16 protein-coding genes and 1 riboswitch are annotated in these 22,465 nt (G+C 63.1%); of the genes, 9 read left to right on the top strand and 7 right to left on the bottom strand.

Features of this window, described 5'->3' with window-relative positions; all coding sequences use genetic code 11:
* Positions 1-51: 51 nt before the first annotated feature.
* The 3 genes from ABZ728_RS12515 (at position 52) to ABZ728_RS12525 (ending at position 3,148) form a co-directional block, all read left to right on the top strand.
* Positions 52-1,836 carry an acyl-CoA dehydrogenase gene (locus ABZ728_RS12515; RefSeq protein ID WP_366656489.1) on the top strand — a complete coding sequence of 595 codons (1,785 nt, stop codon included), beginning with the start codon at positions 52-54 and terminating at the stop codon, positions 1,834-1,836.
* 300 nt (positions 1,837-2,136) lie between these two features.
* Positions 2,137-2,412 carry a hypothetical protein gene (locus tag ABZ728_RS12520; RefSeq protein ID WP_366656490.1) on the top strand — a complete coding sequence of 92 codons (276 nt, stop codon included), beginning with the start codon at positions 2,137-2,139 and terminating at the stop codon, positions 2,410-2,412.
* A 103-nt stretch (positions 2,413-2,515) separates the two neighbouring features.
* Positions 2,516-3,148, top strand: a complete 633-nt coding sequence (locus ABZ728_RS12525; RefSeq protein WP_366656491.1) for a glutathione S-transferase family protein — start codon at positions 2,516-2,518, stop codon at positions 3,146-3,148.
* Positions 3,149-3,274: 126 nt separating this feature from the next.
* On the opposite strand, the gene ABZ728_RS12530 is transcribed toward ABZ728_RS12525, so the two are convergent.
* Together ABZ728_RS12530 and ABZ728_RS12535 are read right to left on the bottom strand one after the other, a co-directional pair.
* Positions 3,275-3,733, bottom strand: coding sequence for a DUF882 domain-containing protein (locus ABZ728_RS12530; RefSeq protein ID WP_366656493.1), 459 nt, complete (start codon positions 3,731-3,733; stop codon positions 3,275-3,277).
* A gap of 262 nt (positions 3,734-3,995) precedes the next feature.
* Entirely contained in the window at positions 3,996-6,038 is a 2,043-nt protein-coding gene (locus tag ABZ728_RS12535; RefSeq protein ID WP_366656494.1) for a L,D-transpeptidase family protein, read from the bottom strand.
* 254 nt (positions 6,039-6,292) lie between these two features.
* On the opposite strand from ABZ728_RS12535, the gene ABZ728_RS12540 reads away from it, so the two are divergent.
* On the top strand, positions 6,293-7,585 hold the full coding sequence (locus ABZ728_RS12540; RefSeq protein ID WP_366656495.1) for a pentapeptide repeat-containing protein: 1,293 nt from the start codon (positions 6,293-6,295) through the stop codon (positions 7,583-7,585).
* A 171-nt stretch (positions 7,586-7,756) separates the two neighbouring features.
* Complete coding sequence (locus ABZ728_RS12545; RefSeq protein ID WP_366656496.1) at positions 7,757-13,387, top strand: YDG domain-containing protein; 5,631 nt, start codon at positions 7,757-7,759, stop codon at positions 13,385-13,387.
* On the opposite strand, the gene ABZ728_RS12550 is transcribed toward ABZ728_RS12545, so the two are convergent.
* The 5 genes from ABZ728_RS12550 to ABZ728_RS12570 all read right to left on the bottom strand — a co-directional run bounded on the left by ABZ728_RS12550 (position 13,384) and on the right by ABZ728_RS12570 (position 17,791).
* Positions 13,384-14,607, bottom strand: a complete 1,224-nt coding sequence (locus ABZ728_RS12550; RefSeq protein ID WP_366656497.1) for a CobW family GTP-binding protein — start codon at positions 14,605-14,607, stop codon at positions 13,384-13,386. The two genes, ABZ728_RS12545 and ABZ728_RS12550, sit on opposite strands and share 4 nt — an antisense overlap.
* A gap of 36 nt (positions 14,608-14,643) precedes the next feature.
* On the bottom strand, positions 14,644-15,228 hold the full coding sequence (locus ABZ728_RS12555; RefSeq protein WP_366656498.1) for a thermonuclease family protein: 585 nt from the start codon (positions 15,226-15,228) through the stop codon (positions 14,644-14,646).
* A 63-nt stretch (positions 15,229-15,291) separates the two neighbouring features.
* Positions 15,292-16,086 carry an SOS response-associated peptidase gene (locus ABZ728_RS12560; RefSeq protein WP_366656499.1) on the bottom strand — a complete coding sequence of 265 codons (795 nt, stop codon included), beginning with the start codon at positions 16,084-16,086 and terminating at the stop codon, positions 15,292-15,294.
* A 41-nt stretch (positions 16,087-16,127) separates the two neighbouring features.
* Entirely contained in the window at positions 16,128-16,607 is a 480-nt protein-coding gene (locus tag ABZ728_RS12565) for a DUF192 domain-containing protein (RefSeq protein WP_366656500.1), read from the bottom strand.
* Positions 16,608-16,651: 44 nt separating this feature from the next.
* Positions 16,652-17,791 (bottom strand): acetoin utilization protein AcuC, encoded by a 1,140-nt coding sequence (locus ABZ728_RS12570; RefSeq protein WP_366656501.1) that lies wholly within the window; start codon positions 17,789-17,791, stop codon positions 16,652-16,654.
* A gap of 138 nt (positions 17,792-17,929) precedes the next feature.
* Positions 17,930-18,030, top strand: a riboswitch (TPP riboswitch).
* Between the two features lie 120 nt (positions 18,031-18,150).
* Here ABZ728_RS12570 and thiB point away from each other — a divergent pair.
* The 4 genes from thiB (at position 18,151) to ABZ728_RS12590 (ending at position 22,427) form a co-directional block, all read left to right on the top strand.
* A complete protein-coding gene (gene thiB, locus ABZ728_RS12575) occupies positions 18,151-19,203 on the top strand; it encodes a thiamine ABC transporter substrate binding subunit (RefSeq protein WP_366656502.1) in 1,053 nt (350 codons plus the stop codon).
* Positions 19,179-20,813 carry a thiamine/thiamine pyrophosphate ABC transporter permease gene (gene thiP / locus ABZ728_RS12580; protein ID WP_366656503.1) on the top strand — a complete coding sequence of 545 codons (1,635 nt, stop codon included), beginning with the start codon at positions 19,179-19,181 and terminating at the stop codon, positions 20,811-20,813. The genes thiB and thiP overlap by 25 nt, the downstream gene beginning before the upstream one ends.
* Entirely contained in the window at positions 20,800-21,522 is a 723-nt protein-coding gene (gene thiQ / locus ABZ728_RS12585; protein WP_366656504.1) for a thiamine ABC transporter ATP-binding protein, read from the top strand. The genes thiP and thiQ overlap by 14 nt, the downstream gene beginning before the upstream one ends.
* A 104-nt stretch (positions 21,523-21,626) precedes the next feature.
* Positions 21,627-22,427: a carbon monoxide dehydrogenase subunit G gene (locus tag ABZ728_RS12590; protein ID WP_366656505.1), complete on the top strand. Its 801-nt coding sequence runs from the start codon at positions 21,627-21,629 to the stop codon at positions 22,425-22,427.
* Positions 22,428-22,465: the final 38 nt, after the last annotated feature.

Genomic DNA, 22,465 nt, shown 5'->3' on the forward strand with positions numbered 1-22,465 from the left:
GGCAGCATGGTTACGGCATAGTGGGTCGACAACCATAGCGGGAGGATCCCAATGGCAGCCTATTCGGCGCCAATCGCCGAGATGCGATTCATTCTTTCGTCGATCGTCGGCCTCGACACGTTGAATACCCTGCCCGGCTATGAAGACGCGACGGCCGATCTTGTCGATGCCATCCTTGAGGAGGCCGCGAAGCTCGCCGATCAGGTCATTGCGCCGCTGAATGCGATCGGCGACAGGCACGGCGCCACCTTGAACGGCAATACAGTGTCCATGCCGCCCGGTTTCGCCGAAGCCTATGCGCAGTACCGGGACGGAGGATGGAATGCCATCCCGTTCAACCCGGAGTTTGGCGGCCAGGGCCTGCCATGGGCGGTCGCAACCGCCGTCCAGGAGATGTGGCATTCCGCCAATATGGCGTTCGGTCTGTGTCCTACGCTTAATCAAGGCGCGGTCGAGGCGCTCGACACCCACGGCACTGCCGAACAAAAAACCCTCTACCTGCCAAAGCTGATCGCCGGCACCTGGACCGGCACGATGAACCTGACGGAACCGCAAGCCGGCACTGATCTCGGGGCCGTGCGATGCCGTGCAGAGCGTCTCGGCAATGGCAGCTTTGGCATAACCGGACAGAAGATCTTCATCACCTATGGCGACCACGACCTCGCCGAAAACATTATCCACCTGGTCTTGGCGCGAGTTCCCGGCGCACCCGCAGGTGTGAAGGGCATCAGCCTTTTCCTGGTGCCAAAGTTCCTTCCCGACGACCGGGGTGAGCCCGGACTGCGCAATGACGCCCACTGCGTCGGCATCGAGCACAAGCTGGGGATTCATGCATCGCCCACCTGTGTAATGTCCTATGGCGACAACGGTGATGGAGGCGCAGTCGGTTTTCTGATCGGCGAAGAGAATCGCGGACTGGAATACATGTTCACGATGATGAACAACGCCCGGCTTGCCGTCGGTCTTCAGGGAGTTGCCATCGCTGAACGCGCCCGGCAGCAGGCACTGGCGCATGCACGCGATCGGGTGCAGGGCCGGCCGATCGGGGGGGATCAGGGACATGGAAGCGGCGCGCCCGCGATTGTCGAGCATCCGGATGTGCGTCGAATGTTGCTCGATATGCGGTCCAGAACCGACATGGCCCGTACCCTCGCCTATTACGTTGCGGCCCGGCTGGATGTGGCGAAAAAACACCCTGACGCCGGCCAGCGGGACAGCGCCCAGAAGCGGGTCGATCTGCTGATTCCGGTCGTGAAAGCCTATGCGACGGATCTGGGCGTCGACGTTGCGTCCATGGGTATCCAGGTCCACGGCGGCATGGGCTATATCGAGGAAACGGGCGCCGCACAGCATCTGCGCGACGCCCGCATTGCGCCGATCTACGAGGGCACGAACGGTATCCAGGCCAATGACCTGGTTTTCAGGAAAACCGCCCGCGACGGCGGCGGCGCCATGACGGCGTATATCGCCGACATCCGGGACGTTGCAGCCAATGCAGCCCGGATCGGTGGCCCGGTCTGCGGCGCCGTCGCCGAACACCTGAACGCCGGCATCGATACGCTGGAACTGGCGACGAAATGGATCGTCGAGACGGCGTCTTCCGATCCGGCGCGCGCCGCCGCTGCGTCCTCGCGATTTCTGGAATGCGTCGGTCTGGTCGCTTGCGGTCACATGGCAGCGATGAGCGTGATCGCCGCGACCGATAATCCCGAGACTGCACCGCCCGACAAACAGGACCTCTGCCGGTATTTTGCCGAACAGTGGCTGTCACGGGCACCCGGCCTGTCGACTGCCATCATGGCCATGGCCGATCTCCACGATTACGCGATCAACTGATTACCTGACCGGGTACTGCGTCCGGGACTCCGGGGTTGCGCCGTCGCCCGCTTCATAAGCCGACACAAGCGGGGCTGTGGGTTCCGGACCTGCAGCGCATCTCTTCGCACCAACGGCTCGTACCGGCGGCACAGGGAAGGAAGCTGTTGCCGCCAAAAACGCGTAAAATTTTGCTCTTTTCAGCTGGAAGTAAAATCGGTAAGGTAGCAGGAGGAAACAGGTCGCCTGACGAATGGTAGATGGCACGGCAACAGCCGCATGACCGATTGGCAGGAATTGGCAATAGCGCGGAGACGTCCGATGAAGCACGGTCCGACAGCCTATATGGTGTCATACGACGAGCTGGCGCGGCGTCTCGAATCCGTTGGCGAAACGCTGCTATCCGACTACAGTGACGGCGCTGCCGCCGCGGCCGGCATGGCAGCCAACCAGTCCGAAACGCGCGATCGGCACATCTTTGCCAGGCCGATGGATCCTGTTGAGCGTGAAAGGCTGGGCCGCAGACTACTTGATCGTGCTCGAAGAATGCGGGCCGACGCGACCCGCCCCGGGCCTGACCGGGCGCAATCTATCTAGATCATTTCCCTTGACGACAACAAGGCCGGCACAGAGTGTCGCGTTCTGGCGGCGACGGCTACCGTCTCGCCGTTTGCTGATCGTCACGACAGGGAAATGAAATATGAAGCTTATCGGCCGCAATATGTCGCCGTTCGTCCGGCGCGTCGCGATTTCACTTCGCGAACTTGGGCAGGAGTTCGAGCAGGAATGGCTTTCGACAGCCGATCATAAAGACGAAATCCGCAACTACAATCCGCTCGGCCGCGTGCCGGCGCTCGTACTGGATAACGGAACGCGCCTGATCGATAGCGGTGCAATCCTCAGCGCGATCGACATGACCGTCCCGGAGGAGCGCCGCCTGGTTCCGGCCGACATTGCAGGTCATATCGCCGTGAATCAGCTATGTGCAATAGCTATTGGTGCCGTGGAGAAAGCTGTCCTGTCCTTCTATGAAAGGACTAGACGCCCTGAAGAACTGCGCTGGGCCCAGGCGATCGAGGACTATGACCGCCAGACTGCCGACGGACTGACGGTTCTGAATTCCATTGCGCAAGATACTGCCGACACGACCGGCCACTTTCATGGCGAACGTCTCACCCAGGCCGATATCACAGTCGCCGTCGTTTTCGCGTTCGTTGGACGCGTCAATCCGGAACTTCTGGAGCGGCACAAATTTTCATCGCTCCAGGCGCACAGCGACCGCTGCGGCCAGATCGAAAGCTTTTTGCAGTCCGGAATCGACCAGGCCCATTGAAATCGTGGTTTAGTAGGACGATTTAAAATTATAGACGAAACATCTCGTTAGGGGGCGCAGGGGCAGCTCGCTGTCCCAGCGTGTTTCAGGAGACGGGTTCAAGGCTGAAGCACATCTGGTGAGACATTACCAGTTGCGGACGGGACCTGTATCCACGTGAAGGAAGTTCGATCGGCCATAGTATCCGACGCCGCCGACACCGAGTTCCAATGCGCGATCGCGAAGGTGGCGTGTGCTCACTCCGGGAAAGCGGAAGTCCACAGCCATGGCACGAGTGTGATAACTATTGGAAGCAACGGCGGGATTGGAACTTCTCAGGCGTGAGTTTGTTCGTGGAGTACGATAGCCGGAAATGACCTGTAGCGGTTCTTGGGGGTTGCCCTCGCGGTGAAGCGTATGAAGGATGTCGAAAACTCCGACGTCGAAATCTTCGACAGCGTCTTCACGCCAGTCGCGCAAGAAATGGTTCAGCCTTGCGATAGCATCTGGATGGTACCAGCCATCGATAAAGTATTCAGCATTTAGGATTTCGTCCGTATTCTTGTTATGCAATTTGAGAACACGGCGGCTTGGTGCTGATGCCAAGGCAGAACCCATCATCGACGTACAGCTAATTGTTGCTGCAGCCGCAAGAAAAAATCGCCTGCGGTTTAACAAAACTATTGACCCCCTCTGGTAGCAGTTTTGCGCGTGCATATCGGCCCCGTGAAAAAACATCAGTGGGGACGGTTTTGCAAGCGTCGGAACGTCTAGCCGACAATTTTTTGGGTCGGCTCCCCCGTCCGAACAAATTTAACTATGAATATCAACGCGATAGAGAAACGCGCTCGTGCCATACATTAATAAGTCACGGCATTATCAGAGCATATCTACCCCCTTCCCCATCCAGTTCAAGAAGTGATTCGCCAATAGCGCGATCGATCCCGTAGATATCTTCTCTAACTTGAATCGAATTATCTTCATCGCGCCACGCCGTATGATAGGCAAGATGGACCGGTACATGGTTTTCAAGGTTCACGCGGCGTGTCTGCCAGTCGGACTGCATCCGTGACCGCAGCCCGCTCCACCCGTCCTGATCGCCCATCACATAGTCGGCCAGCCACATCGGGTCCTCGACACGGACACATCCCGAGCTATAGGCACGATGCGTACGGTCGAAAAGGTATCGTGACGGCGTATCGTGCAGGTAGACCGAGAAGTTGTTGGCCATCATGAACTTCACTTTGCCAAGAGAGTTCTGAGGCCCTGGTGCCTGTACGAGCCGGAACTGGCGTATGTCGTTGCCGATCTGCTCCCAGTCCAGATATTCCTCGTTCAGAACCGGCGAATCCTGATGCCAGCCGCCATAAACCGTGATGCCCATCCTGCTGAAATAGCCGGGATCGTTGAGGACATTCGGCAGCATATCCCGAACGGCAATCGAAGTGGGCACGGTCCAGGTCGGATTGAATTCAAGCCACGTCATCCGGCTCGAAAATAGCGGAGTCTGACGGCTTGGCCGACCGACCACCGTGTCCATGCTGCGGATCAGCTCGCCGTCTTCGACGACATCCATGGAAAATGCCGCCAGATTGACCATGATGTAGCGACCATACCCCTGGCCCAGATCCCGCGGCAACCACCGCCAGCGTTCCATTCCGGCAATCACCTGCTCGATACGGTCTTCGATCGGAACGTTCAGCGCCTCCAGCGTCCTGGGACCGACGATACCGTCGACGGTCAGGCCATGGCGCCTCTGGAATCGTTCCAACGCGATGGCCAACCGGTCGTCGTAGAATAACGGATCCCCCTCTCCGGCGCTTTGAACGGCCGCATAGGCGTTGGCCATTGCCAGAGCCGGATCGACCCGGCCCCAGGCTGCGGTGTCGTGTTCCGGCCGCTCGACATCGGCCGAGGCGCCGATCGATTGCCGCAATCGGTTGCTGCCGGCGTCGTTGCCGTTTCGCCTGTCACGCAGTTGATCGAAATCGCGCCCATTGAACGAGAGCGCCCCCTTAGCCGGATTGGACGAAGTTCGCTGCGGGACATAATCACCCGAAACGGCAAGCCGCTCACGCATTGCCGGAACACGGGCGTCACGGCTGCCTGGACGGATCGCGCCACCGTCGCTGGTTCCGTTCTCGCTTTCGATCCTTGGCCATCCTCCGTCGCGTGCCAGGGAACGGAACTCCGCCAGAATGCCGACGAGATCGGCATACCCGTCGCTCGGCGGAGCATAGGATTGCATGACGGCCCCCGGCTCCGCCGCGGCGGCCACCTCTGCCACTGCGTCACCCAGGTCGATCGTCCGGCGGTCGTAGTCGAACTCCCGATCGATCGTTCGCGGCGCGACCCGACCCACATGGATATGCCTGAGATAGCGGCCGACAGCCGCCGTCATCAGCAGTTCCGCATCGAGGCGGGCGACCGAGGCGAGAGGTTCCGGCAGGTTGGCGTCGAGACCGGATGCCGCATTACTGGCAGAGTCCGGCGACGACAACAGGGCCGCCAATTCTTCGACATGGTATGCGCGCGGCGAAAGCCCGTGCGCGTGGGCGTTCTGCAGCGTGCGAAAAACCTCCCGGCTCCGTTCGGCATTCTCCACCCAGATCGGTTGATTGCCATTGGCCTCGTAAATCTCGCGGAGCATATCGACGTCCAGGTCGCGTCCACGAACGCTGACGGCCTCGACATCGTCCCATCCGTCCGTTGACCGACCGCCCGAGGCAGCATCCGCTTCGAACGCATCCGCCACTGCTGGGGCCCGGCCCGAATCCTGGGCCACCGCGCCCGGAATACTCGCCGCGGCCAGGGCGAGCATTGATATTGCCCCGACAATCGCTCCCGCTATCCGTGCCGGTCGAGCGCCCCGAACGCCTTCACCGGGAACGCCGTCAACTGTCGCAGTCATTCGTCCGTGCCCCTGTATCGCGGTCATCATCGTCTTCAATCCTACGGTCGATCCTGTTACCGGAAGACTAAGACATCCGGCCTGAAAGACCCACAAAATCACTCGTGACAAATGTTCGGCAGGTTTCAGCCTTTCGTAACCATTAGCAAGCAATATTTGCACCTGTTTATGGGTCGGAGATGATGTGGATTGGGCACGCATGCTGCCGATCCGCCCGGCTCCGATCCTCCGCACTCCAGGGATGGCACGATCAGATGGACTGGATCGCCGAACGGATCGACCAGCACAGAATCTGGCTGAAAACGCCCAACCGCGGCCGCCGCGCCGACTTCGTGCTCGCCGATCTGAGCTACAGGGATCTTGCCGGTGTGGATCTTCGCGGCGCGCGGATGACCGGCGCCAAACTGTGCGGGGCAAGCCTGTCCGGCGCAACGATGATCGGCGCTGACCTTTTTGCAGCCGATCTCACCGGTGCCAACCTTACTTCGGCGGACCTCAGCGAAACGGATATGCGCGGCGCCAGGCTGGAGAAGGCCGACTTCACCGGCTGCGTTCTCCGGCGCGCCGACCTGCGCGACGGAACGCTCTTCAGTCCCGGCAACGGCGGATATGTCAACGCCCACGAGATCAAGGCCGGTACGCTCGTCATCAATCGGGCGATCCTCGCCAAAGCCGATCTGTCCCATACCCGCCTGACCCGTTCCGTCATCGTGCAAACCGATCTGTCCGGCGCCAATCTCACCGGCGCCGATCTGACGGGATCAGACCTGACCGGCAGCGTCCTTCAGAACACGAACCTGACCCGCGCAATCCTCACTGGTGCGATTCTGGTCAATGCCCGGCTGTCCGGTGCCAGAATGTTCGAAGCGAAACTGGACGGCGCAATTCTCCGGGGGGCCGACCTGATCGGCGCCGATCTTCAGGGATGCGCCATAGACCGCGCCGACCTGACCGGCGCGCAGTTTCACCGCGCCTGCGATACGCTTGCTTCAGAGGTCCACCGAGCAATTCTTGCGCATGAGAGGTGGATCGACTCATCAGGCAGCCGTGGCGAACGCGCGATCCTCGATGCCGCTGACCTGCGCCAGGTCGATCTGCGCGGCACCAACCTGTCCGCCGCGATCCTCCGCGGCAGCCGGCTTGACCGAGCCGTCCTGGGTGGCGGGACGTTCATCATGACGGATTTTCGCGGAGCCTGCCTGGACGGCGCCAATCTGATGGGGGCCAATCTGTCCGGCGCCCGCTTCGATCATGCGAGCCTGGAAGCGGCCGATCTGACCGATGCCGTTCTGGCGCCGGCACCGCTTTCGGATGCCAACGGCCTCGGTGTCGATCGAGCCTGGCCGGCATCGCTGCGATCGGCAAAGCTCCGGCGCGCCCATCTGGCCGGTGCCGATCTTCGGGGCGCCATTCTCTCCGGTGCCGATCTCACGCTTGCCGATCTCACCGGGGCGAACCTTCAGGATACGGCACTGGACGGCAGCATCCTCGACGGGGCGGCACTTGATCCCGGATACCGACCTACGCCGGTCCCGCACGCGGTTTGACGATCGTTCAAGTACAGCAATCGCATCGACAGATCCGTTCGCCCGCTGCCATCCAAGAACAACCCCTAGATGAGATCGCATAGTTATAGGTTGCGCTTCCCCGGACTCATGGCGATAATCGTTAAGGTAGAAATTTATCTACCTGGCCGGGCGTCAAGGACGAGGGCAGCCGTGAATAATGTTGCGAAATTCCGGGCGGCGGTGTCCTGCCGCAATCCCCGATATGTCCGGCCAGCGGGCGGCATGGTTTCCGTTTCTCGCGCTGGAACAGCGTTGGGGGCAGGCGCTGCGGTCGGCTCTGCGTTCCTTGCCATTGCCGGGGCGGCCCTGCCCGGCCTGACGGTTTCGTCGACATCCGTCGCTTTTGCCTCAGGCTTGCCTGCGGACGGAACTGTCATGAGCGGCGATGGCACGATTGCCATCGACGGTCAGACCATGACCATTCGCCAGTTGTCCGACCGGCTGGGAATCGATTGGCGGGAATTCTCCATAGGCCCGGACAATACTGTTGTCTTCAATCAGCCTTCGGCCTCGGCGGCAGCGTTGAACCGGGTGACAGGCGGCGAACCGTCGGCCATTCTTGGCGCATTGCAAAGCAATGGCCGCGTTTTTCTGGTCAACCCCAACGGCATCGTTTTCGGCGCCGATGCGGCGGTCGATGTGGGGGCGCTGGTAGCGTCGACCCTGGATCTCGGTCACGACGATTTTCAGAACGGAGAGCTTCTGTTCGACGGCGACAGCGGCGCGGCGATCGTCAATCTCGGCCAGATCAGGGCCGCCGACGGCGGCACGGTCGCTCTCGTTGCCGCCCGGATCGAGAATGCCGGGACCATCACGGCCGATCGCGGTGCCGTACTCATGGGCGCCGGCAGCCGGGTACGCCTCGACATGGGCGGACCCGCATCGATCGAGGTCGAAGAGGCCGCGGTCGATGCCCTGATCGAACAGGGTGGCGCCGTCCGCGCCGACGGCGGCCGCGTGATCATGGAAGCCCGTGGCGCCGGCGATCTTGCAGCGTCGGTGATCAATCATACCGGCGTCACCGAGGCGCGGACGCTTGAGACGGGCAACGACGGCAGCATCAGACTGACCGGCGGCATGGACGGCGACCGGATTTCCGTCGGCGGCAGCCTCGATGCCAGCGCCCCGGCCAGCGGACCGGATGGTGGCGACGGCGGCATCATCGAGACGTCGGCCGCACGGGTCGACATTGCCGACGACGTCCACGTCACAACCGATGCACCGGCGGGACAGACAGGTGAATGGGTGATTGACCCGACAGATATCGAAATTGTCGAGGGTCCCGACAATGCCGATATTACCGGCCCGACGACGATCAACAATGCCGCGATCGATGCCGCACTGGCCACGACGGATGTGACGATCGAGACGGCCGAGGCCGGGGCCGACGCGGGCGATATCACCATCAACGCGCCGATAAGCTGGAGTTCCGGAAACAGGCTGACCTTGAGTGCGCATCGCGACATCGTCATCAACGAGGTCATCGATGCCAGCACCGGCTCCGGCGGTCATCTGGCGCTGCATTTCGGGCAGGCAACCGATGACGGCGCCGGGGGCGGCTACCGCGTCAACCATAGTGGCGGAAAGGGGCGCGTCGATCTTCAGGCGGGTTCCAATTTCTCGACCCGACAGGGTGCGACCGGCGCCGTCATCGAGTTCGAGGTCATCACCGATCTGGGCGTCGAAGGCGATGACGACAGTGGCGCCCTGACTTTGCAGGGCCTGAGCCATAGCGACAATCTCGCGGGCAGCTTCGTGCTCGGCGCCGATATCAACGCGGCCGCGACAGCGACCTGGAATGCAGATGCAGGATTCACTCCTGTCGGAGAAAGTACCGACCCTTTTACAGGCCGTTTCGACGGCCTCGGCCACAAGATCGACGGTTTGACGATCGACACCACCAACGACAACTATGTGGGAATGTTCGGGTCTGTGGTAGGCGCCGATGTTCGGCATATCGGTCTGTCAGACGCTTCGGTCGCCGCTCAAAGTGCAGTCGGCGCACTAGTGGGATATGCAGCCCGGTCAACGATTTCGAATGTTTACGCGACCGGTAGCGTCGCTGGACAGAGCTTCATCGGCGGTCTCATCGGCTATTCGATCGATCACTCCGAAATCGCCGGGTCCTATGCCGATACTGCCGTGACCGCCCAGGGAGAACGGATCGGCGGTCTGGTCGGCTACGCATACGAAGGCACCGACATTTCGAATTCGTTTGCCGTTGGCGACGTGGCCGGCAGCGATGCTGTCGGTGGATTGGTGGGAAACCTGGACGAGGCTTCCCTCATCTCCCGGTCCTACGCCAGCGGCGCCGTCGAGGGCGACGACGGTCTCGGCGGCCTGGTTGGCGAGGCGTCCGGCGATTCGGCGATCTCTTATTCCTTCGCCGCCGGCCCGGTGAACGAGGGGCAGACCGACACCAATGACGGCGGTTTGGTGGGCGGCACGACAGCGCCCTCGGTCCAGGACTCCTATTGGGATATTGACGCCACTGGCCAGGGTGCCAGCCAGGGCGGTGTCGGTCTGGCATCGAACGCGATGCGCGAGGCCGCGTCGTTCGACAGTTGGGACATTGCTGCAAGCCAGGGCGGGGGGTCCGTCTGGCGCATTTACGAGGGGCAATCCACGCCGCTGTTGCGCGACTTCATGACCCAGGCCACCGGTACGGTAGCGAACCGGGCCTATGACGGCTCGACCGCCATAGATCTCGCCGATCTGACATTCGATCACGGCACCGTCGCGGCCGATCTGCCGATAACCGGCGGGGATTTCGCATTCGCAGACGTCGGCACCGACATGCCGGTTTCCCTGGCTTTCGATCCGGCCGCCGATGACCTTTCGGCGCGGCTGCAGCAATACGACCTGGCAGTTACCGGCGCAGTCGATCGGCGCATTATCACGATTGCCGATTTCGAGGTTCAGGACCGCCCATACGACGCCACTGACGCCGCGACGATTTCTCCCGGCAGCGTGATCTTCAACAACCTGGTGGCAACAGAGACACTGAATGCCGACAGCCCGCAGGTGACATTCGCCCAGATCGATGCCGGCACGGATATCGAAGCCACGCTGACCACCGCAACGCTTGCCGACGGCACCAATGGCGGCAAGGCCTCCAACTATCAACTCGATCTCGATCCGGCGCCGACATCGAGTGGCGACATCACACCACTGACGCTCACGGTTTCCAGCTTTGCGATTGACGACCGGATCTACGACGGCACCAATGACGCGTCCGTTGTGCCCGGTACGCTGGCTCTGGATGGACTGCTCGGTGCAGAAACGCTGGGCATCGGCGGCACCGATGCCAGTTTCGCCCAAGCCGACGCCGATACCGGCATTGCCGTTGCATTGAACGCAGCGACGCTGGCCGATGGCAGCAATGGCGGCAAAGCCTCCAACTACGTGTTGGACCTCGACCCCGCGCCGACCGCGCTTGCCGACATCCTGCGCCGGACCGTCACCATCGACGATTTCGCGGCCGAGTCCCGCCAATACGATGGCACCGACGCGGCAACCGTCACAGCCGGGAGCACGGTCTTCGCCAACCTCGTCGGTGCAGAAACCCTGACCCTCGACGACCCGACAGCGAGTTTCGCCCAGATCGACGCCGGTTCCGACCTTACCGTGTCTTTGACCGGTGCAACGCTCGTAGATGGCGGCAACGGCGGCAAGGCGTCGAACTACACACTGGACCTGGATCCCGCGCCGACAGCCGTCGCCGATATTCTGCTGCGTGACCTTGTCGTGGCCGGCTTCGCCGCCGACGACCGCGTCTATGACAGCACAACAGATGCCACCGTGACCGCCGGAAGCCTGACGTTCAACGGGCTGATCGGCGCGGAAACGCTGGGTATCGGCGGCACCGATGCCAGTTTCGCCCAAGCCGACGCCGATACCGGCATTGCCGTTGCATTGAACGCAGCCACCCTGACCGATGGCAGCAATGGCGGCAAGGCGTCGAACTACGCACTGGATCTCGATCCGGCGCCGACCGCGCTTGCCGATATCCTGCGCCGGACCGTCACCATCGACGATTTCGCCGCCGAGACCCGCCAATACGATGGAACCGACGACGCGACGCTGACGGCAGACAGCGCGGTGTTCGGCAACCTCGTCGGCGCGGAAACCCTGACCATCGACGCCCCGCAAGCGACGTTCGCCCAGATCGATGCCGGTTCCGACCTGACCGTGTCCCTGGACGGCGCAACGCTGGCCGACGGCGGCAACGGCGGCAAGGCGTCGAACTACACACTGGACCTGGCCGCCGCGCCGACAGCCGTCGCCGATATTCTGCGGCGTGACCTTGTCGTGGCCGGCTTCGCCGCCGACGACCGCGTCTATGACAGCACAACAGATGCCACCGTGACCGCCGGAAGCCTGACGTTCAACGGGCTGATCGGCGCGGAAACGCTGGATATCGGCGGCACCGATGCCAGTTTCGCCCAAGCCGACGCCGATACCGGCATTGCCGTTGCATTGAACGCAGCGGCCCTGACCGATGGCAGCAATGGCGGCAAAGCCTCCAACTACGAGTTGGACCTCGATCCTGCACCGACCGCGCTTGCCGATATCCTGCGCCGGACCGTCACCATCGACGATTTCGCCGCCGAGACCCGCCAATACGATGGAACCGACGACGCAACGCTGACGGCAGGCAGCGCCGTGTTCGGCAACCTCGTCGGTGCGGAAACCCTGACCATCGACGCCCCGCAAGCGACGTTCGCCCAGATCGATGCCGGTTCCGACCTGACCGTGTCCCTGGACGGCGCAACGCTGGCCGACGGCGGCAACGGCGGCAAGGCGTCGAACTACACACTGGACCTGGCCGCCGCGCCGACAGCCGTCGCCGATATTCTGCGGCGTGACCTTGTCGTGGCCGGCTTCGCCGCCGACGACCGCGTCTATGACAGCACAACAGATGCCACCGTGACCGCCGGAAGCCTAACGTTCAACGGGCTGGTCGGCGCGGAAACGCTGGGCATCGGCGGCACCGATGCCAGTTTCGCCCAAGCCGACGCCGATACCGGCATTGCCGTTGCATTGAACGCAGCGGCCCTGACCGATGGCAGCAATGGCGGCAAAGCCTCCAACTACGTGTTGGACCTCGATCCCGCCCCGACGACTGCTGCCGACATCGCCAGACGGCCGGTAACCGTCGCCGCCGACGATCAGCAGCGGCCGATCGACGAACCCGACCCGGATTTCACTTTCGCCATCACCGATGGCAGCCTGGCGGGGGATGATACTCTGCCCGGCTCGCTGACGCGTGAACCCGGCAGTGCGCAGGGGGCTTATGCCATTCAGCAGGGCACGCTGGACGACCCCAACTACGACATCACATTTGTAGACGGCCTGCTCACCATCGCGGCCGACATCGAGCCTCCTCCGCCCCCGCAGCCGCCGCCCCAGCAACCGGCTCCCCCTGCTCCGCCGCAACAACCGGCCACGCCCGCAGAACCGTCGACCGATCCGCCGGATCCTGAAACCCGGCCTGCCGACGACGAGATTGCCGACCCTGAACCGGATCCAGCTCTATTGGTTACTGCTCAGGAGATCATCAGGTACAATCTTGAACAGGCCGATACTCAGAGACGCGGCTTTGCCGAGGAAGAAGAATGGACTGACGACCGGGAACCGGAACTCGGACTATCAGATCCTGACGTCGGCGCCGGAACGGCCGACAACGGGATGGGTAGTGTCACGGTCATCGATACTGGCGTCAATTTTCCGGAGTCGGTGTTCGAAGACGAGGATGCCGCCGACGCGCTGACCAACTAGCCGGAGTCTGCGCCCGAGGCCGGATCGGACGGCACCGGGGCCGATGCCGCCCCGGCGGGCGAGGTCAGGCAGGATTTGAGGCAGGCTTCAATGGCATCGAATGCCGCGTCCCTGCCGCCATCGGCAAAGACACAGGCCGGAAAGATAGCCTCGATTCGGCTTTGGCCGCGAAACGCAATGGGTGCGGCCGTCGATTGCCTCCCTGCCCGCTCGATACGATCGGCGCCCTTCGGCGTTCGAACGGCGGCTTTGATCCGTTCGGCCTGCCCGAGTTGCGAACACCCGGCCCCCGCCGGATCACGCAGCAGAGCGGCGATAGCGTCGCCGTCAAACCGATCACTGTCGTGAAACAACCAGCCGCAGACAACGGCTTCATCGTTGGCGGCGCTCAGCCGGACCGGCTGTCCCGGCGCCGGTTCGGTGGCGACCAGATCGTCCGGTGAATCTTCGTGCTGGTGGCTGTGATGATGATGCTCACCATGCCCGTGACCATGACGGGGCTCTGACCCGGACTGGCTGTGCCCGCTATGAGCCTCGGGGAACAGAGCCAGACGGCCGGAAGAAGCCGGCGCATCCACGACCCATGCCGGCAATCGACCATGGGCTATGCGCAATATCGCCGATTTTGGCGGAAAAAACTCGGCAGCAAACGTGTCGAACGCGACCAGCGCCGAGGCGTCGCAAAGATCCGTCTTGGTCGCGACCAGAATATCGGCAAGATTCGTCTGATCGATGAAAACCTGCGACTGGCGGACGCGTGCTTCTTCCAGCCGCGCCGGATCGACCAGGCAGACAACTGCGCGGCGCTCGATGGCTCCGGCTGTCTCGAAGCCGTGCAGGCAGTCCAGAATGCCGACCGGATGGCCCAGCCCCGTCGGCTCGATGATCAGCCGATCGGGCCGGATCCGCGACAGTATTTCCTTGATCGCCACGGACAAGGTCAGATTGGCACTGCAGCAGATGCATCCACCAGGAATCATCCTGACGGCGATGCCGGAGTCGCGCGCTTTCTCACCGGCTTTTGGATCGCTGGCGGCACTGAGATAGACATCGTCCAGGCCGATGGGGCCGAACTCGTTGACGAGGACCGCCCATACTTCTCCCGCGGGTTTTTCCGCCAGCAGATGCCGTATGGCCGTGGTCTTGCCAACACCCAGGAATCCCGTGATCAACGTCGTCGGAACCGGCGATCGGCCTGGTTTCCGCTGTTCCTTGTTCATAATGCCGTCCTTTGGCGCTGACGGCCGCGCCGTCCGTCAACGCAAGCCGCGTTCCGCTTGCTCCTGGCGCCACGCCCACGGGCGTTGAGCCCTGCCTGACCAGACGCCGGCCCGGCGGGACTGTGCGGATGCCTCATGGCGTTCATACCTGTTGGAATGGCCGCGTTCCGAAAAGGCAAAACCCCGATACACCATTGCGGCCCCTACATCCAGCCCGACGCTGATGCCACCGATCCAGCAGGACGCCGACCGTGTTCCGGTATGCAAGTCCGAGTAGACAGCGCATTCGACCTCACGCCCGTCGATGATCATATCGAGCATGTTGCGCGCTGCCATACCGCAATCATAGGGCCGATTGCCGCGAGCAAAGCAAATCTGGCCCATCTCCGGCGCGTCGATGCCGTACAGGCGGACGGGGGTGCCGTTCACGATCAGCCGATCGCCTTCGATGACCTGCGTCGGACCGGTGATATCGGGATAGGGATCGAACTGGCTTTGCGCCCGAGCCGGCTCAACCGGGCCAATATGAAGGCCGGTGATCAGAATAGCGACCGGGCAGAGAACCCTGAATGCGCCTGAGAGGGCGCCGAAGATGGAAGTGGAGAAGCGATGTGCGGTCATGCCCGATCATCCGTCAGGCATGGTTACCAAAGAGTTATCCGTTACGGCGTATACGCGGCGCGCTCAAAAAAGTTCACCCTGGCACGGCTTCTTCGGTTCCGGGCCTTGAACTTCCGCAACAGGAGTTTCCGCAACATGAGTTTCCGGGATCAGAATCGACGGGTCGTCGTTGCGCACCGCGTTGACGCGCAGAGAGACCGGCCGGATCGACAGAGCGATCGAAGATGGCCTTATGAGATCGGCTGCCAGTTCCACCGGCCCATGCAACCACGCTTCGAAATCGTCCGGTTCCAGGATCAGGGGCATGCGGTCGTGGAGCGATGCGACGTCGCCGACCGCCTGTGTGGTGACGATCGCGAGGCTCAGCCGCGATCCGCCAGCGGACACAGGGCGTGATTCCGGGCCCGATTCGGCATCCGGTTCGGCACGCTCGCCGACCAGCCCGCCGACGGCCATCATCCTGCCGTCGGCTCTGCCGATCAGGTAAGGACGCTTGGGGCCCGACAATCGGGACCATTCGTAGAATCCGTCCATCGGCACCAGACAACGGCTCCGACGGAAGGCATCGCGGAACATCGGCTTGTCCGCAACGCTCTCACCGCGGGCATTGATCGGCCTGGGCATTTTGGATTCCGGTTTGGCCCAGCGCGGCGCGAAACCCCATTGGGCTTCGCGCAGGCTTCGGCCGCCGGCCCCGCCATCCTGCGGATCCTCCGGCCCGACCATCGACACCACGATTGGCACCGTTTGCCCTGGCGCGACATTGTAGCGTGGGCTGATCCCGGTAATGACACCATCGAGATCGAAGGCCTCGCGCAGCGCCCGCTCAGGGCTCGTGATCACATATCGGCCGCACATCGTCGATCAAGCTCTTTTCATCTCGCTATGCCGCCCGGAGCCTATTCAAAGGCTCCGTGAACGACACGGTCGCCGGCAGCGATCCCGATCATGTTGGCAAGGCCACCGTTGATTTCCAGCACTGCCGCAGCCGGTCCATCGGATGTATACTGCCCTGACCGCTCGTCGCCTGGCACCGCTCGCGCCGCGATGTTGATGATCTCACCTTCAGGATCGATGAACAGCATATCGAGCGAAATGCGCGTGTTGCGCATCCAGAAACTGCGCGGCGCGACATCGTCGAACAGGAACAGCATGCCGTGGTCGGCCGGCATATCCTCCACGAACATCAGGCCGTAAGACCGTTCTCGCGGCGTCGTCGCCAGTTCGACCGTGAAATCGAAGGTCCGGCCGGAGGCGGTTTCGATCTGCAATGTGTCACGTTCGAAGTCGGGACGGTCGTTCGGCGACTGCGCGGCCGCCGGGTGCGCGCCCAGGGGCAGGACCAGAAAGGCCAGCAGAACGAATAACTTCTTAGGCATCAACAGGGCTCCGGCAGTGGGTCGGGACTAATAGTGTCATGGGATCACGGCTTCATGACGATGCCAAGGCGGTCGCGGATGGTTTCGCGGATCGGCCCGGGCCGGGGACGGTCGGCGATCGTGGAAAGCCATGCACGTTCCGGATCCCGGCCGCGCGACCGCGACCACGAAAGGCCGGACAGCACGGCCGCCGCTGCGGCCGGCGTCTCCTGCGGGCCGGGTACGGGAATGTCGTTGAGAATCGCCCATATGCCGGCCCAGCAACGGCCGACCGTCCAGGGGTTATAGCCGCCACCGCCGAGCACCATGAACCGCGGTGCAAGCGGCCGCAGCGCGCGAACGACATTCCACAAGGCATTGTTGGACAACGAGAGGCGGCTGAGCGGATCGTCTTCCAGTGCGTCCGCACCACATTGAAGGACCACGACTTGCGGGTCGAAGCCGCTGACCAGCGGCACCAGCATGACGTCCAGAACCAGCGCCATCTCGTCGTCATTGAAACCGCGCGGCAGGGGAAGATTGCGCGCCAAGCCGCCAGCGCGGTCATCGACCGTCCCGGTAAACGGCCAGCGTTTTTCCTCGTGAACCGACAGTGTCAGTACGCGGTCGTCGTTGCTGAATGCGTCCTGAACGCCGTCGCCGTGATGGGCATCGACATCGACATAGGCGATCCGCTCGATCCCGCGATCCAGAAACCGCAGGATCGCCAGCACGGGGTCGTTCACATAGCAAAAACCGCTCGCCCTGTCCGGCCGGCCGTGATGGGTGCCACCGGCGGGACTGAAGACAACCCCCGGCGTCGCCACGAGCCGGTCGGCCGCAAGCAGGCTGGCGCCGGCAGCGGTGGCGGGGCGGGAAAAGATCTCGGCGAAAATGGGGTTCTCGACGCCGCCGATATTGTGGCGGGCCCGGCGCTCGGCATCAATCTGCTGATCGCGTTCTGCATGTTGCAGCGCCTCGATATAGGCAGCGTCATGATAGCGCGCCAGATCATCGGCGGAGGCCACCGGGCTGTCGGCGTATTGGTCCTGCGGCAGCCATCCCATCGCCCGGCAGAGATCGATCGCCGTCGAGACCCGGGGGATCGCCAGCGGATGCTTGGGACCATAGGATGAATGGCGGTAGATTTCACTGCCGAGGAATAGCGGAGAAACGCACATCGGGCCCGACATTGTGGCTGACATGGAAGCCGACGTAGCGTCCGGGAAGGCCGCCGTCAATCGTGACGGCGGCGCATCGTTTGCCGGTCCACACTGCATTCTGGCCCGATGAGCTTCTTCTTCCGAGGCTTGACGCCATTGGGGTGATTGCTTAGGTCTGCTCAGGTCTCAAGGGGGTGCCGTCGGCTGAGAGAGGCTAACACCTTAACCCCACGAACCTGATCCGGGTCATGCCGGCGAAGGGAAATGGGACGGAATCCCCCGCTAAGTGGGGCGCACGGTCCGCTGATGTTGGCCGTCCGGTTTTCCGTATTCCCGCCCATCGCTGACACGGGCCCGAACAAGGGCCGGATAGCGGCCGGAATACCAAAAGGACCATCGGGATGAACGCCTTGACCGTCCGCTGCCGTGTGCCGGCAGCCGCTGCCCTGAGGTTGGCCCCGGGAATCGCCTTCGGGATGGCCCTGCTGATGACCGCCAGCGCCAACGCTTTGGCAGACGATCGGCCGACCCTGACCGTCTACACCTATTCCTCTTTCGATACCGAATGGGGGCCGGGTCCGCAGATCAAGAGCGGGTTCGAAGAAATTTGCGGCTGCACTGTCTCATACGTCGCCGTTGATGATGGCGTCGCCCTGCTGAGCCGAATGCGGCTCGAAGGGCCGTCGACGAATGCCGATGTCGTCCTTGGACTGGACATGAACCTGATTGCGGAAGCGCGCGAACTGGATCTGTTGATCCCCCACGGCCAGCAGCTCGATGATCTGGATCTGCCGATCGATTGGAGCGACGATGTCTTCGTGCCGTTCGACTGGGGCTATTTTGCCTTCGTCTATGACAGTCAGTCGGTGGAAACACCGCCCGCATCGCTGCGCGCCCTGGTCGAGGAAAGCGATCTCGAACTGCTGATCCAGGATCCGCGCACCAGCACGCCGGGGCTGGGCCTGCTGCTATGGGTCAAGGCGGTTTATGGCGACGACGCCGGGGACGCCTGGGCGGTCATGCGCGATCGCATTGTTACGGTCACCAGCGGCTGGAGCGAAGCATACGGCCTGTTCCAGGAAGGCGAAGCGCCGCTGGTGCTCAGTTACAGCACGTCGCCCGCCTATCACATCGTGGCCGAGGAAACCGACCGCTATCGGGCGGCGGCATTCGACGAAGGCCACTACATGCAGATCGAGGTCGCCGCGGCGACGAACACGAGCGATCATCCCGAACTCGCCCGCTCGTTTCTGGAATATCTGACTTCCGAAGACGCACAGTCCATCCTTCCGGTAACGAACTGGATGTATCCGGTCCGAAATGACGATGTCGCATTGCCCGCGGCCTTCGACAATCTCATCCACCCCTCCGAGGCGCTGCTGTTCGATCCCGAGACGGTGCGCGACAACCGATCCGACTGGGTCGACGAATGGCTCGACGGCATGAGCCGTTGAACCGGACCGCTCGGGCCGCCGCGCTCTGGTGGCCCGCGGCGCTCGCTCTCTCGATCGTCGCCACGATTGTCGGCGGCGCCATTGCCGGCATGCTGATGGCGGGCGGCGATCCCCGCGGGCATTTCCCCTTCACCGATGGCTATATCCGGTCGATCGTCGTCTTCACCGTCGTTCAGGCGTTCCTGTCCGCAGTTCTCAGCGTCGGACTGGCAATCCCGGTCGCGCGGGCCATCCATCGGCGCCGTTTTCCCGGCCGCAAGCCGTTCATCCGCATTCTGGGTCTGCCAATGGTGATCCCGACCATCGTCGGCGTGCTGGGGATCGTGGCCATCTACGGCCGATCGGGATGGCTGAACGCCGGGCTTGAGCAGCTGGGCCTGCAGGGCAGGTTCGACGTCTACGGACTGCAGGGCATATTGATCGCCCATATCTTCTTCAACATGCCGTTCGCCGCCCGCATTCTTTTACAGGCCTGGGAGTCGGTTCCGGCGGAATCCTGGCGGCTCGCCGGGCAACTGGGCGCGTCGGAGATCCAGACTTTCTGCCTGGTGGAATGGCCGGTCGTGCGTCAGGCCGCGCCGGGGCTATTCGCGCTTGTGTTTCTGCTGTGCTTCACCAGCTTCTCCGTGGTGCTGGTGCTGGGCGGCGGACCCCCGAATGCGACCATCGAAGTCGCGATCTATCAGGCCCTGCGATTCGATTTCGATCTGCCTCGGGTTTCCGCGCTGGCCATCATCCAGGTCGCATTTTGCGGCGCCCTGGCAATCGGCGCCGCACGTCTTTTCACCGCATTGCCGGATACGCCGCCAGCGGGCCGGCCCGCCGTCCGCTTCGATGGCCGGGCGATGCCGTCACGGCTGGTCGACGGTGCCGCGATCATGGTGGGCGCCGTGGTTCTGCTAGCGCCGCTGGCCGCCGTGGTTCTGTCCGCCGGACGCGGACCGATTGCAGCGACGTTGAGCGACCCCGCATTGTGGGCGGCCACGGGCCGGAGCATTGCCGTCGGTCTGACCGCCGGAACGCTGTCGCTGGCACTGGGACTGGGAATGGTCGCCACCCTGCGGCGGTTGCGGTACCGCGAGGGCAACGAACGGACCGCGGCTCTGCTGGAGGCGGTAGGCTCGCTGGTCCTGATCATCCCACCCTTCGTGATCGGGGCCGGTCTGTTCGTGCTGGCGCGCAGCCATGTCAACGTATTCGATAATGGCCTTCCGCTGGTGGTCTCGATCAACGCCCTCATGGGGCTGCCCTTCGTGATCCGCGTTCTCGGTCCGCCGGCGACCCAGACGTTGCAGCGGCACGGGCGGCTTACCGCCGCACTGGGCATGCGCCTCGGCCATCGCGTCCGGCTCGTCGACTGGCCGTTGCTGCGCCGACCGATCGCTCTTTCCCTGGCGCTGACCACGGCTCTTGCCATGGGCGATTTCGGCGTCATCGCCCTGTTCGGTACACCGGAAACCCGAACCCTGCCGCTTTACCTTTATCAGCAGATGGGAAGTTACCAGCTCGGCCGCGCCGCCGTCTCGGCAGCGGTTCTGGTGGCAACGACCCTGATCATGTTCCTTTTGATCGAACGGATCGTTGGAGGCCGCGCCGATGATAAGGCTTGAGAATGTCCGGTTCTACTATGGCGATCTGGCCATGTGCTTCGATCTCGAAGTGCCCAGAGGTGAAATGGCGGTCGTCTTCGGCCCGAGCGGCGCTGGCAAGAGCACGCTGCTCAACCTCATCGCCGGGTTCGAGGAACCGGCCGGTGGGCGCATCGCGCTCGATGGCCGGGACGTTGGAAACCTGCCGCCGGCCCGCCGGCCCGTCACATCGCTGTTTCAGGACCACAATCTGTTCGCCCATCTGTCGGCGGCCCGCAATGTGGGGCTCGGCATTCATCCGGGTCTGAAGCTGGCAGCGAGCGATCACAAGCGGATCGAACAGGCACTCGCCAGCGTCGGGCTGGCCGGATACAGCGATCGCTTTCCCGGGACACTGTCCGGTGGCGAGCGCCAGCGTATTGCATTGGCGCGAAGCCTTGTCTCGGCCCGCCCGATCCTGCTTCTGGATGAGCCGTTTGCAGCGCTCGGGCCGGCACAGCGCCGCGAACTGGCGGATCTGGTCCACCGGCTGCACGAAGAACGCGAATTGACCGTCCTGATGGTCAGCCACATGCCCGATGAAGCCGGCCATCTGCCGGTGCGGGGACTGTTCCTTGCCGACGGGCGGATACACGCAGATGGTCCGATCACCACCCTGCTGGCCCCTGACGCACCGCCGGTCGTCAGGGCTTATCTGGGAACCGGAGCTGGTCCCGGACCGGAACCGTAAGTAGGGGCCGGGCTTGTCCCGGCGCCGGTAGCGGCATAGCCTGACATTGAATTCAGTCGCCGCGCGGGATCGGGCGGTCGACTTCATGATTTCGGGAGACGAAAATGGAATTGAACGGCGAATACGAAATAGCAGCACCGCGGGAACGCGTCTGGGCGGCACTGAACGATCCCGACGTCCTGAAAGCGTGCATACCGGGCTGCGAGAGTCTGGAAAAGACCGCGGACAACGCCTTCGAAGCAAAAGTGACCGCCAAGGTGGGCCCGGTGAAGGCGAAATTCGCCGGCGGCGTCACCCTTGAGAATATCAACGCGCCGGAATCCTATACGATTTCCGGTGAAGGCAAGGGCGGCGCGGCCGGGTTCGCCAAGGGCAGTGCCGACGTTCATCTGGCCGAAACGGCGCCCGAACTGACACAGCTCAGTTATGTCGTTCACGCCAATGTCGGCGGCAAGCTGGCACAGCTCGGCACCCGCCTGATCCAGGGCACCTCCAAGCGCATGGCCGACGATTTCTTTGCCCGATTCCGCGAGCGAGTCGAGAGCGATGGCGCCAGGGCAGCGGCGGCAGCGGCCGAACCCGTCCCCGATTCGACGCCGGCACCCGAGGCTGTGCCGGAACCCGCCACCAGGCCGGAAACCGTGACCGCACCGGAGCCGGCACCGGAGCCGGCACCCGAACCGGCTGCCGGGCCCACTCCGGAACCGGCCCCCCGCCCCGAGCCCCATCCTGAACCTGAACCTGAACCTGCGACGGCCGGCCCGGCGCCCGGCACCCACGAGCGGGCCAAAGAGCGGGATCGCGAACGCGTCCAGCCCCCGCCGCCACCGAAAACACTGAGCCCGGCGGTCTGGATCGGTGGATTGGTCGTGATCATCATCCTTTTGCTCTGGTTGATCACCTGAACCGCGTCAGGTTCTTGCTCGCCACTCGAATCGTGATC

Origin of the sequence: Fodinicurvata sp. EGI_FJ10296 (genome assembly GCF_040712075.1) — a bacterium.
GTDB lineage: Bacteria > Pseudomonadota > Alphaproteobacteria > DSM-16000 > Inquilinaceae > JBFCVL01.

What these genes read in the sequence shown, in the direction of transcription:
- ABZ728_RS12515 (WP_366656489.1), top strand. Translation starts at nt 52, where the DNA reads ATGGCAGCCTATTCGGCGCCAATCGCCGAGATGCGATTCATTCTTTCG.
- ABZ728_RS12520 (WP_366656490.1), top strand. Translation starts at nt 2,137, where the DNA reads ATGAAGCACGGTCCGACAGCCTATATGGTGTCATACGACGAGCTGGCG.
- ABZ728_RS12525 (WP_366656491.1), top strand. Translation starts at nt 2,516, where the DNA reads ATGAAGCTTATCGGCCGCAATATGTCGCCGTTCGTCCGGCGCGTCGCG.
- ABZ728_RS12535 (WP_366656494.1), bottom strand. Translation starts at nt 6,038, where the DNA reads ATGACTGCGACAGTTGACGGCGTTCCCGGTGAAGGCGTTCGGGGCGCT.
- ABZ728_RS12540 (WP_366656495.1), top strand. Translation starts at nt 6,293, where the DNA reads ATGGACTGGATCGCCGAACGGATCGACCAGCACAGAATCTGGCTGAAA.
- ABZ728_RS12550 (WP_366656497.1), bottom strand. Translation starts at nt 14,607, where the DNA reads ATGAACAAGGAACAGCGGAAACCAGGCCGATCGCCGGTTCCGACGACG.
- ABZ728_RS12555 (WP_366656498.1), bottom strand. Translation starts at nt 15,228, where the DNA reads ATGACCGCACATCGCTTCTCCACTTCCATCTTCGGCGCCCTCTCAGGC.
- ABZ728_RS12560 (WP_366656499.1), bottom strand. Translation starts at nt 16,086, where the DNA reads ATGTGCGGCCGATATGTGATCACGAGCCCTGAGCGGGCGCTGCGCGAG.
- ABZ728_RS12565 (WP_366656500.1), bottom strand. Translation starts at nt 16,607, where the DNA reads ATGCCTAAGAAGTTATTCGTTCTGCTGGCCTTTCTGGTCCTGCCCCTG.
- ABZ728_RS12570 (WP_366656501.1), bottom strand. Translation starts at nt 17,791, where the DNA reads ATGTCAGCCACAATGTCGGGCCCGATGTGCGTTTCTCCGCTATTCCTC.
- thiB (WP_366656502.1), top strand. Translation starts at nt 18,151, where the DNA reads ATGAACGCCTTGACCGTCCGCTGCCGTGTGCCGGCAGCCGCTGCCCTG.
- thiP (WP_366656503.1), top strand. Translation starts at nt 19,179, where the DNA reads ATGGCTCGACGGCATGAGCCGTTGAACCGGACCGCTCGGGCCGCCGCG.
- thiQ (WP_366656504.1), top strand. Translation starts at nt 20,800, where the DNA reads ATGATAAGGCTTGAGAATGTCCGGTTCTACTATGGCGATCTGGCCATG.
- ABZ728_RS12590 (WP_366656505.1), top strand. Translation starts at nt 21,627, where the DNA reads ATGGAATTGAACGGCGAATACGAAATAGCAGCACCGCGGGAACGCGTC.